Annotated in this window: 7 protein-coding genes; 3 read left to right on the top strand and 4 right to left on the bottom strand. The window is 72.7% G+C overall.

Annotated features, from left to right (window positions below; translation table 11 throughout):
- Positions 1–57: 57 nt before the first annotated feature.
- Complete coding sequence (locus tag ACZ7KX_RS01015) at positions 58–1,311, top strand: XRE family transcriptional regulator (RefSeq protein WP_470324621.1); 1,254 nt, start codon at positions 58–60, stop codon at positions 1,309–1,311.
- Complete coding sequence (locus tag ACZ7KX_RS01010; protein ID WP_470324620.1) at positions 1,308–1,820, top strand: GNAT family N-acetyltransferase; 513 nt, start codon at positions 1,308–1,310, stop codon at positions 1,818–1,820. The genes ACZ7KX_RS01015 and ACZ7KX_RS01010 overlap by 4 nt, the downstream gene beginning before the upstream one ends.
- An 88-nt stretch (positions 1,821–1,908) precedes the next feature.
- Here the strand turns inward: ACZ7KX_RS01010 and ACZ7KX_RS01005 are convergent, their stop codons facing one another.
- The 4 genes from ACZ7KX_RS01005 to ACZ7KX_RS00990 all read right to left on the bottom strand — a co-directional run bounded on the left by ACZ7KX_RS01005 (position 1,909) and on the right by ACZ7KX_RS00990 (position 10,604).
- Positions 1,909–2,604: a DUF7158 domain-containing protein gene (locus ACZ7KX_RS01005; protein ID WP_470324619.1), complete on the bottom strand. Its 696-nt coding sequence runs from the start codon at positions 2,602–2,604 to the stop codon at positions 1,909–1,911.
- Positions 2,601–6,872: a glycoside hydrolase family 38 N-terminal domain-containing protein gene (locus tag ACZ7KX_RS01000; RefSeq protein ID WP_470324618.1), complete on the bottom strand. Its 4,272-nt coding sequence runs from the start codon at positions 6,870–6,872 to the stop codon at positions 2,601–2,603. Before ACZ7KX_RS01000 ends, ACZ7KX_RS01005 begins: the two co-directional genes overlap by 4 nt.
- Before the next feature lie 38 nt (positions 6,873–6,910).
- Entirely contained in the window at positions 6,911–9,370 is a 2,460-nt protein-coding gene (locus ACZ7KX_RS00995; protein WP_470324617.1) for an endo-beta-N-acetylglucosaminidase, read from the bottom strand.
- 151 nt (positions 9,371–9,521) lie between these two features.
- On the bottom strand, positions 9,522–10,604 hold the full coding sequence (locus ACZ7KX_RS00990; RefSeq protein WP_470324616.1) for a LacI family DNA-binding transcriptional regulator: 1,083 nt from the start codon (positions 10,602–10,604) through the stop codon (positions 9,522–9,524).
- A gap of 148 nt (positions 10,605–10,752) precedes the next feature.
- Here ACZ7KX_RS00990 and ACZ7KX_RS00985 point away from each other — a divergent pair, with 148 nt between their 5' ends.
- Positions 10,753–12,042 carry an ABC transporter substrate-binding protein gene (locus ACZ7KX_RS00985; RefSeq protein WP_470324615.1) on the top strand — a complete coding sequence of 430 codons (1,290 nt, stop codon included), beginning with the start codon at positions 10,753–10,755 and terminating at the stop codon, positions 12,040–12,042.
- The last annotated feature ends 92 nt before the right edge of the window (positions 12,043–12,134 follow it).

Raw genomic sequence — 12,134 nt, 5'->3', positions numbered from 1 at the left:
ACCTTCCCATTACATGAGGCCGTGCGCGCTCCGCAATCACCCGGATACGCTGAGAACATGGGGGACAATCCCGAACTCCGCGCCGTCATGGCCGATCTGGGGCTCACACGGGCTGCCCTGGCGCGCCTGGTCAACCGCGAACTCGTTGCCCTCGGCTGCCCGGGAACCCTCACGGTGAGGACCGTGGGCACCTGGCTCGCCGGACAGTCGCGATGGCCCCAGGGCAGAATCCGTGCCGCACTCGAACGCGCACTGAACCGCACGCCCGAGCAACTCGGTTTCATCCCGCCTCGCGCCTCCCGGCCCCAAACACCCCCGGAGGAACCCGTGCTCCGCCGCAACTTCCTCGCCGCATCGGCCGCCGCCGCTCTCCCGTCGAACCGCGCCTTCCGAAGCCGCGCCGTCGGCCACAGCGACGTTGATCGGCTCAAGGAGAGCCTCAAGATCCTCACCACGCTCGACGATCACCGGGGCGGGCACGGATCACTTGAGACAGCAGCGCTGACCGGCGCCCGCCAGGCCCTCGGCAAGGTGGACACGACCATCAGCGAGAGCGTCCAGCGGCGCCTCTACAGTCTCGCCGCCGACTACACCGCCACTGCCGGGTTCTCGTGTATCGACGACCGCCGACTGGACGACGCCGAGCGGCATTTCGAGACGGCTCTGCGCCTTGCCGGTCTCGGAGATGATCACGTGACGGCGTTGCGCGTGTTCAACTGCCTTTCCATGGTCGGCTACCAACGGAACCGGCCGTCGATCACCCTGTCAGCCGCCCGGGCCGCCCAGGATGCCCGGGCGGCCCGCCGCGATCCGCTCCTTGCTTCGCTCGCCCACGCCCGCGCCGCCATTGCCCACTCGACCACGGGCGACCGGCAGACCGCCCTGCGGTGCCTCGGGCATGCCTGTGATGCGCTTGGTCGCGCCGACGGCCGCGAGCGTCCGACGTGGACCGACTTCTACGGGCCGGCCGAGCTCTTCGCGCTGAGTGCTGTCGTCCATCAGCACCTCGCCGACAGCCCGGAGTCGGAGAGCGCATCACACCGCGCGCTGGCCGGGATCCCCCCGCAGTTCCGCCGCAATCGTGCATCCGCGACCGCCCGCCTCGCGCTTGCCCAGCTCGGACAAGGAGAACTCGAACAGGCCACCGCCACCGTCGGCGGCGTTTACGACCTGATGGGCACCGATCCGCTTCCGCCCAGGTTGCGCACCCTCCTCGGCGACTTCCATCGTGGCCTGATCACCCTGGCGCCGACCTCGGCGGTTACGCGAGAGTGGACCGACCGAGTCCACGCCCAGGGAGAGAACCAGTGACGATAGCCCTCCGCCGCTACGAAGCCGGCCACCTTCCCGCCGACCACACGCAACTGCTCGTCGACGTCCACGCGGACGCCTACCGGGAACAGTCCGACGACCCCTTCGTTCAGCGCTTTCCCTGGTTCGCCGAGCACTGGACCTGCCGGCCCGGCTACACCTGCGTCGTGGCCTACGACGACGACGTGCCGGTCGGATACTCCTACGGCGCTCCGTTGGAGGACGGTCGCGAGTGGTGGCGCCGGCACATGCCGGCGCCTGCCGACACCTCCACGTTCGCCGTGTCCGAGGTCATGGTGCGGCCCGAATGGCGCAAGCTCGGCATCGCCGAACAGACACACGGTGCCCTGCTGGCCGGGCGGGGCGAGGCTCTGGCTGTCCTCTACGTCGACGTCACCCATCCGCGGGTCCAGGCGATGTACGAGCGCTGGGCGTACCGGAAGGTCGGCGAGCACCGTCCCTTCGAGGACGCCCCGCTCTACGCCGTCATGATCCGCGCCCTTCGGTAGCGGCAGGTCCGAGCCAACACGCGGACTGCGAGACCCGTTTGGTCCGCCCGCTCGACGGAACGAGTTCGGCGGGCTGATCGGCTCCTCCTCAGTGGCGGTGGTGGTTGTCGGGTTGGGCGGGGTCGCCGGGATGTTCCAGTCCCTCGACCAGGGTGAGGCGCCGACCGCGCTCGTGGTCGAGCCAGCGGACGAAGGCGGCTCGGCGGGCGGCGGCCCGTAGGGCGGGGGTGGGGTCGGGGGTCTCCGGAGCAATACGGGTGGCGAGCACGGCGGCCGTCCAGGGGCCCACGGTGACCCACTCGCCCGGGCCTACGGCGCGCAGGGCCTCGGCGAGGGCGGCCGGCAGGGTGCCGGGGTCGGCTTCGAACTCGCCGTCGGGGAGGGCGAGGCGCCAGCGGGCGGACGGCGTTCGGGCGGTCATGGCACGGTAGTGGGCGACGTCGGCGGGCGAGGGCTCGACGTCGGCCGTCACGGAGTCGTGGACGGCGCGCACGGCCGCACTGCCCTCGTAGGCGGCCGCCGTGATGGAGCCGAGTTCGACGGCGGCCCGGTGGTCGAGCCGGGCGGGGCCGTCCGGGCCGACGGGCAGGTGGCGTTCGACGGCCACCGCCTCGCACAGGGCCTCGGTGAGCAGGACCTGCGCGACCCACCGGGTCAGCTGACGGTCCTCCGAACTTCCCGGCTGCGGCAGGGCAGTGGCGCGCGGGCCCGCGCGCAGGGCGGCGAGACGGCGGTCGAGGGCGGTGCGCGGGAGCGGGTTTCCGTCGAGCAGGCCGAGGGTCATGCCTCCACCACCAGGGCGACGGTAGGGGCGTACTGGCAGCGGCCGAACCACATCACCTTGGCGAGCGCCCAGAACGAGCCGGGGCCGGCCGCCGGCGGGACCGCGACGTCGAAGTCCACCGTCGCCGAGGAGCCGGCCGGGACGGTGAAGCCGCGTACGGGATCGGGGATCGCCTCCCAGGTGCCCCACGGGGACACCAGCTGCAGCTCGCCCCGGACCTCGCCGCGTGTGCGGTTGGTGAGCGTGACGCCCAGGGTGGCCCGGTCGCCGGGGGCCACCCGCAGGGTCCGGTGCGAGACCTCGACGTCCAGGCCGGTGTCCCGGCCCGCCGTCGCCCTGGTGCCCTGGGCGGCCGTCCAGTCCTCGGGTGCGTCCCCGGCGACCGGCAGCAGCGCCGGGAGGTCGCCGACGGCGATCGTGACCACGTCCTCGATCCGCTGCCCGTCGTGCTCGATCCGGACGGCCGCGAAGTACAGTCCGGGCTCGGCGCCGGCCGGCGGGACCAGCGTGACCTCGAACCGCAGGTGACCCCGGGGCGCCAGCCGGTACGGGCGGCTGCCGAGGTCGGTGGCCCAGCCCTCGGGCGGCAGGACGACCGCCGTTCCCTCGACCGCCGTGTCCCGCAACTGCGACGACAGGGCGATCGAGAGCGTCACCGGCTCCCCCGCCGTCCGCACCAGTCCCGGCGAGGCTCCGACGGACACCGGCAGGTAGCCGAGCGGCGCCGGGCCCCGGTTGTGCAGCCAGTAGCGGGCGTGGACGGGCTGGGCGGGTTCGGCCACCGGGCCGAGGACGGGGCCGTCGGCCGGGGCCACGGCTCCGGGTGCGGTTCCGGGCACGGCTCCGGGCACGGCTCCGGCCGCGGCGAGCAGGGTGGCGATCCGGGAGCCGGGGAGGTCGAGGCACGGGGAGCCGGCGTCGAGCGGCCGCTCCAGCAGGTCGGCCGGCCGCACGTCGCCCAGCCCGAGCGCGCCACCGAGCCGCGCCGTCCGTCCGAGGCCGGTCGACTCCATCAGCCGGACGGTGAGGTCGTGCCCGCCCTCCGACGCCGCCGAGCCGTGGGCGATCGGGTTCCCGGCGGGCTTGAGCGTGCCGAGCAGCACCTCCCGCTGCGGTTCGACCCGCAGCCAGGACACGGTGGCGGGCAGCGCGCCCTCCTGGGCGGGGACGATCCGCGCGTACAGCGGGTGGTTGAACTCCTGGCCCTGCGCGGGCAGCGCCTGCTGCCGCCAGTCGCCGTCCCCGCCGACCAGCGCGTAGCCGAACTCGTGCGTCCAGTGCTGGAGTTGGAAGGACGACCCGTCCGGCAGGGTGCGCCGGGGCGGGTCGATCCAGACGCCCGACGGCCAGCCGGTGCACGAGCGCATCAGCGACAGGTGCAGCGCCCCGGTGGTGTCGACAGCGAAGCCGGGCAGGCCGAAGCTGAGCAACGCGACGCTGTGGTCGGCGAGTCGGTCAGGCACCGGCGCCGGGCAGGGGGCGCTGATCCGGGCGTCGGCGAGGTCGTCGACCAGCGCGGCCACGTCGGAGACGACCAGCGCCGGCAGTGCCCGCAGGTCGCGCAGGTCGGCTCCCGGCCTCCAGACCTCCGGGAGCGGGGCGAGGGCCGGCACCCACACCGCGCCGTGCGACTTCAGCACGGCCGCGTACTCCTCGCCCGCCCGCTCGATCAACTCCCGTGCGGCGTCGTTGACTTCCGGCGATCCGACCACAACCCGGAAGTCCGGCAGGTTGGAGTCGACCTCCAGCCAGCCGTAGCGCGCCCAGTCGGCGCCCGAGGTGGTGGCGGTGACGCCCACCCGGGCGAGGGCGACCACCAGGGACCGGGCGTCGGCGGCGTCGTCCAGCGTCGGGACGACGACCTCCGCCACACCGAGGGCCCGGGAGCCGATGACCGTCCCCGCCGGGTCGGTGAGGTCGACGCGCGTGGTGGAGCCGATCCCGAACCAGGTGTTGGCCGGGTTGTCCAGCGTCCACGGCGCCTCCGCCGAGTCGACGTCCGGCATGGCGAAGCCGCGGCCGACGACCGCTCCCGCGACCTCGCTGACCGGCAGCCCGCCGGGGACGTCCACGGGGAAGCGCAGCCGCAGCAGCCGGTCGGCGCCGCGGTGGTCGACGACCCTGGTCCGGCAGTCGACCCGGTGGAGCCCGCGCCACAGGGTGACGGTCTGCTCGTACCGGACGCCGTCGACCGTGCCCTCGATCACCAGCCGCTCGCCGAGCGGCCCGGTCTCCCGGCGGACGGACGCGGCGGCCTCCCCGGAGCCGACCACCGGCCCGCTGGGCAGCAGGTGCCAGGGGCCCTCGCCGAAGTCGGGGTGCTGCGGGTACTCCTCGTACACGCGCAGCTCGTTGCCGATCCGGCCGTCCTGGATCAGCTCCCGTTCGTGCCGCAGGTCCCGCACCGAGGAGAGCCCGCCGCCGCGCGCCGGGTCGGCGGTGACGCGGTACCGGTCGTTGGCGATGACGACCCCCTCGGCCGCCGTCCACGGCGGCTCGCCGGCGCTCGCCGCGGCGCCCTCCGCCGCGCTCTCGGCGGGACCCGCCACCAGCTGCCAGGTGCGCCAGCCGAGCGCGGGCACGTCCGTGGCCAGGAACCGCAGCGCCCCCCGGTCGACGGTGCTCGGCACCGGCTGACCGGCGTCGTCCTGCACCCGCACCGACCGCACACCGGCCGGCAGTTCGACCGAGACCAGGTCCGTCCGGTCGAAGGACAGCGTGTTGGTCACCACCACCGAGCCGCCCACCCCCGAGCCGCCCCCCGCCGTGTCGATGCGGCCCACCAGGGCGTCCAGTGCCGCGTCCCGCACCGCGCTCGCCAGGTCGTACGCCTCCCGCCAGCCGCCCAGCAGGTCCAGGTACACCTGGTCGGACTCCGAGCCGGTGATCGCGTCGTGGTGCGCCCCGTAGGCGAGTTGGCGCCAGACCTTGTCCAGCGCCGCGGCCGGGTACCGGCCCAGCCCGCAGACGCCGGCCAGCGTGGCGAGCTTCTCGGCGTCCACCGCCGCGACCTCGCCCGCCCGCTGGGCCTGCTTGGTGTCGATGTACGAGACGTCCTTGCCGGTGTAGACCGGGTTCATGTCGCGGGTCTGCGGGCTGGGCCGGCGCCCGGTGGCGGCGAGCTCGGCCCGGACGGCGTCGAGGAAGTCGCGCGGGGTGGCGCAGACGAACCGCGGCCAGAGGTACTTGGCGGCCCAGGAGCGGTGGATCCCGGTGACCCACTTGTTCGGCGGGGTGTAGTCCGTCCCGACGGGCAGCAGCAGGTTCTTGGTCGCCCCGACCGGCTTGAGCTTGCGGTACAGCTCGTAGACGGCCTGCTCGGCGGTGGCGAGGTCGGGCGAGGAGTCCATCCACCATCCGGCCGAGTAGTGGTGCGGCATGTAGTGGGTGAGCACGCCCTCGCCGCCGGGCGCGATCCATTCGAACTCGCTCGGGAACTGCATGACCCGGGCGTCGTCCTTGGCCTCGCGGAAGTTCTTCTGGATCGGGCCCCACTGGTGGAACGGCCCGCGCGCCCAGGCGCTGCCGGTGAGGCCGGCCGCGGCGAGGTGGCCGGGGAACTGCGGGTCGTGTCCGAACACGTCGAGCTGCCAGGCGGTCCGGGGGTCCGCGCCGAGGATGTCGCGCTGGTAGCCGATGCCGTGGACGATGTTGCGGATGGTGGTCTCGGCGCCGGTGAGGTTGGTGTTCGGCTCGTTGTAGGTGCCGCCGACGAGTTCGACCTGTCCGCGCTCCAGCAGCAACCGCAGCGTCTCGCGGCGTTCCGGGTGCTGGTCGAAGTAGGGCTTCAGGTAGTCGACTTCGGCGAGCACGAAGCGGTACACCGGGTCCCGCAGGGCGAGGTCCAGGTGGGCGTCGACGAGCGCGAAGCCGTTGCGTTCCCAGCGCGGCCGGGTGGTGGCGTCGGCGGAGAGCAGCTCCCAGGGGGAGGTGTAGGCGGCCTGGGTGTTCCACCAGACCGGGTCGTAGTGGAAGTGCGAGACCAGGTACACCGTCCAGCCGGGCTCGGCGACCTCCACCACGGCGTCCACGGCCGCCGCCTCCGCCCGTACCGTGACGGGGAGTCGGGAGCCCGGCCGGGCGCCGGGGGTGATCTCCAGGGGGACTTCGACCGCCCCCGTGCCGGTCGCCCCGCCGTGGACGCCCGGGCCGTCGACGGTGATCCGGGCGGCCGGGCCCTCGGTCGTCACCCGCAGGACCTGGCGCGGGGCGTCCTCGGGGCCGACGAACAGGTCGGTGCTCTCGACGGCGGTGATGGTGACCGGCACGGGGTGCGTCCTTTCCTGGGAGCCGGAGGGGCGGGGGGCTACGCGCCCCAGGCCTCGAACTCGTAGATGCGGGCGGCCGGGTCGGTGGTCTGGGTGGGCTTGGTGACCACCAGCCGGACGTAGCGGGCGCTCGTGTTCACCGGGTGGGTGGTGGTGCCGGCGGTGTTGCCGGTGACGCCGACGACCGTCGTCCAGGGGTCGGTGGTCCTGGCGCGGACCTGGACGGAGAAGTCGCGGGTGTTGTACGAACTGCTCTCGCCGCCGGCCGAGGCGTGCTTGACCACGAACTTCGACAGCTGCTTCACCGAACCGAGGTCCACCTCCAGCCACTTGGCGGAGGTCAGGGTGCACCACTTGTCGCCGTTGCCGCCGCTGACACTGCCGTTGACGGCCTTGGCCGGGCCCTCGTTGGCGTTGCACTGGCCGGAGCCGGTGGCCGCGCGGTTCAACGCCAGGTTGCTGGACGCAGGCGGAGTGCTGTTCCAACTCACAGTGGTGGACGCCGCGTCGGAGCGCCCGTAGGTGGTGGACACCGCCTCGACGTCGAGCGTGGTGGCGCTCTCCCCGCCCGCCCGGTCGAGCCGCCCGACGAAGTACGCGTCGTTGGGCGTCGCGCCGAGGAAGGTCCGGGTGCCGTCCGCGTTGCGGCGGTACACCTCGTAGTGGTGGACGTTGCCGCCGGGCGCCGCCGTCCAGGACAGCCGCAGCGACTGGCTGGAGCCCGAGGTCAGGTCGCTCGCGCCGAGCACGGTGAGGCCGCTCGGCGCCGCCGGGTTCTCCACCGCCCCGTCGTACACGGCGACTTGGCCGACCCGGAGGTCGTAGGCGGGGTCGGAGCCGTCGACCCGCAGCGCGATCTGCGCGATGGTGCGGCCCGCGTACGGGGAGAGGTCGAGGGTGTGGCGCTCCCACCCGGTGCCGGAGTCGGCGCCGACGTCGATCGTGGTGAAGCTGTTCGGCGCGTCGGTGAAGGCGACGGCGGCCTTGAGCTTGGTGGGCCCGGCGGCCGGGGTCTTGACCACCAGGTCGAGCCTGGTGTCCGCGGTGACCGGCAGCGCGGTCTGGTACAGCCGGACGGTGTTGGCGGCGTCCAGGGTGCCGGTCAGCCGCAGCGAGGAGCCGCCCTGGTAGGCGTCGGTGAAGTCGACGGACGGGGTGAGCCTGCTGCCGGCGGAGTCGACCACCCAGCGGTAGGTGGGCGGCACGTCCTGGAGCGAGAGGTTGTTCCAGCCGCCGGTGGCGACCCGGGTGCCGCCGGCGTTGTAGAAGTCGCCCTGCCCGGCGTCGAAGTTGGTGACGAAGGGCTTGGCGGTGATCGGCGAGGACTCGGCGACGTAGCCGGCCAGGCCGGGCCAGCTCGACGAGAGGTCGATTCGCGACGGGTCCCCCGCGGCGCCGACCCAGTAGCGCGCGTCCTTGGCGTAGAAGTCGGCGCGGTCGGTGGCGGACTTCCAGGTCCACTCGGGGCGGTAGAGGCCGAGCGAGGTGGTGTGCGGCCCGCCGGACGGGAAGAGGGTGTTCCAGTCCACGCCCGTGTTGTAGCCGTTGGCCTCGGTGTCGATGCCGGAGTAGAGGTCGTACTCGCTTCGGCCGAGCTGCCGGGCCAGGGTGCGCGAGGAGTCGAGGCCACTCGCGGACCAGCCGAAGTTCAGGAACATCGAGTCCGAGGTGCGCTTCGAACCGTCTTGCAGGAACGGCGAGTTGGCCGAGGTCAGGGCGTTCTGCCAGTTCACCGCGCCGGAGGTGGTCATCGCGTCGTACCACATGAACTCGGTGCCGCTCTGCGCCTCGGTGTACTGCATCAGGTTGCGCAGCTCGCCGGCGAGGGCCTGATCGCCGCCGCCGGTCTCCTGGTTGATGAACCAGCCGTCGAAGCCGTAGTACCGGGCGGCCTGGACGAGCTTGTCGGCGACGGGGTAGCGGCTGCCGGACTTCTGGACGAAGTCGCGGACCCACTGGAGCTGGCCGCCGTACGCGCCGGGCGGGAAGAAGACGGTGCCGTAGACCTTGACGCCGTTGCGGTGGGCGGCGTCGATGACGGTCGGGTTGGGGGCGAGGATCAGGCCCTCGCCGGCCGAGCCGCCCCAGAACACCAGCTTGTCGACGTACTGCCAGTAGCCGAAGGCGTAGTAGTTGGGGTCGGCGGAGCCCTGCGAGGGGTTGTTCGACGTGGGTCCGAAGGAGACCAGCGAGGCGATCTTGCCCTCGCCCGTCCGGGCGTTGGGGTTGGCCCTGAGCGCCGGGTCGCCGGTGCGCGGCTGCAGCGGGACGCGGGAGCGGTTGAAGCGGGCGTCCGGGTCGGTGGCCGGGTCCCAGTTCACGATGGTGTTCGGGTACCAGTACGAGGCGAAGGGCTGGTTCCCGGCGGCGGCCGCAGCCGATGCCGCGGCCGCGGCAGTCGAAGCTGCCGGAACGGGAACGGCACGGGCGGCAGGCACGACGCCCAGCGAGGCCGTCGCGAGCGCGGCGCCGAGCAGCAGGGGGAGACGTCTTGACATGCGGTGGCTCCGATCGAGCGGAGTGGGTGGGGCCGGGCCCACCGGCAGCGGCAGGCCCGGGTGCATGCGGGCGTGGCGGTGCTCATCGAGGGGAGTTCAACGAACATGACAACGGGCGGTGCACAGGACCGGCCCCCTCGGCGCAGCGAGGCTAAACCGGTTCAGAACCCGTGTCAACGACTCGCGCAGCAACCGCGCCCGCCGGTGCGGACGGCGCGGCTCCCGGCGGCGAGGTGGACTCCCGGACGGTCAGCCGCGGTGTGGGCATCTGCAGGTCCCGCCCGGGCCCGGCCTCGTCCAGCGCCTCCAGCAGGCTGCGGGCGACCTGCTCGCCGAGCGCGAAGGTGTCCCGGCTGAGCGCGGTCAGCGGCGGGTGGACGATCCTGGCGAGCACCGAGTCGTCGAAGGAGACGATGGAGAGCTCGCCGGGCACCGCGACACCCATCTCGCCCGCCACGCCGAGCCCGGCGACGGCCATCACGTCGCTGTCGTACACGATCGCGGTGGGCCGGCGGGCGCGGGACAGCAGCGTTCGGGTGGCGGCCGCGCCCTCGGCGTCGCTGAAGTCGGTGGGCACCGACACGGCCTCCTCCAGGCCGAGCCGGCGGGAGGCGTCGCGCAGCGCGCGGATCCGCCGCTGGGTGTGCTGGAAGTGCGGCAGCCCGGCCAGGTGGGCGATCCTGCGGTGCCCGATGGCGGCCAGGTAGTCGACGATCGAGAGCATCGCCTCCCGGTCGTCGGCCCAGATCCGCAGCTGGTTGCCGCCCTTGCCGGGCCCGCCCAGCACGACGGCGGGCAGCCCGAGCTCGTCCAGCACCGGCAGTCGCGCGTCCTTGACCTGCAGGTCGACGACGATGAAGCCGTCGACCCGGTGCTCGGAGGCCCAGCGGCGGTAGACCTCGATCTCGGCGGCGGTGTCCTCGACCACCATCAGGTGCAGTGCGACGCCGCCGGCCGAGAGCACGGCCTGGAGGCCGGAGAGCAGCTGGCTGAAGAACGGCTCGACGCCGATGGTGCGGGCCGGCCGGGCGATCACCAGGCCGACGGCGTCCGCGCGGGCACCGCCGAGGGCGCGCGCGGCGCTGTGCGGGCGCCAGTTCATCTCCTCGGCGACCCGCAGGATCCGGGCCCTGGTCGCCTCGCTCACGCCCGGGCGGCCGTTGAGCGCGAAGGACACCGCGCCCTTGGAGACACCGGCCCGGCGGGCGATGTCGGCGATCGTCGGTCTGCCCACGGAACCCCGACTCCTCTCTTGACAGCCAAGTTTAGGCCGGAGCATAGTCCCTGCCATAGCTAGACCGGTTTAGTCGTACAGCAGATCAGGTTCCGGAACCCCCGAGCTCGGCACGATCCCCCACCCACCCCAGGACCGGGAGACCCTCATGCGAAGAATCTGGGCGGCACTGACGACAACGGCCTTCACCGCCGCCGCGCTCACCGGCTGCGGACTCGGCTCCGGCGACACCAAGAGCGGCGACAGCGTGGCGAGTGCGGCCGCCACCGGCGAGGTCAAGGGCAAGGTCTCGCTGCAGACCTGGGCGCTCAAGCCGAAGTTCACCGACTACGTGCAGGGCGTGATCGACGGCTTCGAGAAGAAGTACCCCGGGGTCGAGGTCGAGTGGCTCGACCAGCCCGGCGAGGGCTACTCCGACAAGGTGCTCAGCCAGGCCGCCGCCGGCACCCTGCCCGACGTGGTCAACCTCCCGCCCGACTTCGCCCTCCCGCTCGCACGGAAGGACCTCCTGCTGGACGTCGCCAAGGCCGACCCGAAACTCGCCGACGAGTACGTCGCCGGCGGTGTCGACGCCTACCGCTTCGCCGGCCACCCGGGCACCTTCGGCTACCCCTGGTACCTCAACACCGATGTGAACTACTGGAGTTCCGAACTCCTCACGAAGAACGGCCTGGATCCGAAGAAGCCCCCGACCAGCCTGGACGAACTGATCGCCCAGGCCCGGGTGATGAAGGAGAAGTCCGGCGGCCAGACCTACCTGATGAGCCGCAAGCCGGGCATCGGCGACCTCTACAACGCCGGCGTGAAGATCATGTCCGACGACGGCCGGTCCTTCACCTTCAACACCCCCGAGGCCGCCGCGCTCCTCGACAAGTACCGCGACGCCTTCAAGGAGGGCCTGCTCCCCAAGGACGTCCTGTCCAACACCTACGCCGGCAACACCAAGCTGTTCAACGCCGGCACCGCCGCCTGGACCACCGCCGGCGCGAACTACATCACCAGCCTCGCCACCGACAACCCGACGCTCGCCCCGAAGGTCGTCCCCTCCCCCGCACTGGCCACCCCGCCGCTGTACGTCCAGGGCATGTCCATCCCGAAGAGCACCAAGAACCCGGCGGCCGCGGTCGCCCTCGCCCGCTGGGTCACCAGTGCCGAGAACCAGGCCGCCTTCGCCCACCTGACCAGCATCTTCCCGTCCACCAAGGCCTCGTCGAACGACCCGTTCTTCAGCAAGAGCGACGGCACCAACGCGGGCGACGCCAGGGTGATCGCGTTCGCCTCGCTGGCCAAGGCCAAGCTGATCCAGCCCGTCCAGGTCGACGACGCGATGAGCACCGTCGTCAACCAGCAGATCGCCCTCGCCATCAGCGGTGACACGAGCTCCAAGCAGGCGCTGGACACCGCCGTCGAGCAGTGCAACAGGCTGCTCAAGGGCTGACGCCCGCCGGAGCACCACGCCCCGTCCGGTACCGGCGTCGCGGCGGGCCCCACACCCGCCGCCCGCGGGAACGAGCCGCACCACCCCTCGGC

This window comes from Kitasatospora sp. NPDC038210, assembly GCF_055600605.1.
The sequence above is the reverse complement of the archived record's forward strand: the minus strand, read 5'-3'. Positions and strand labels throughout refer to the sequence as shown.

What these genes read in the sequence shown, in the direction of transcription:
- ACZ7KX_RS00995 (WP_470324617.1), bottom strand. Translation starts at nt 9,370, where the DNA reads ATGTCAAGACGTCTCCCCCTGCTGCTCGGCGCCGCGCTCGCGACGGCC.
- ACZ7KX_RS01015 (WP_470324621.1), top strand. Translation starts at nt 58, where the DNA reads ATGGGGGACAATCCCGAACTCCGCGCCGTCATGGCCGATCTGGGGCTC.
- ACZ7KX_RS01005 (WP_470324619.1), bottom strand. Translation starts at nt 2,604, where the DNA reads ATGACCCTCGGCCTGCTCGACGGAAACCCGCTCCCGCGCACCGCCCTC.
- ACZ7KX_RS00985 (WP_470324615.1), top strand. Translation starts at nt 10,753, where the DNA reads ATGCGAAGAATCTGGGCGGCACTGACGACAACGGCCTTCACCGCCGCC.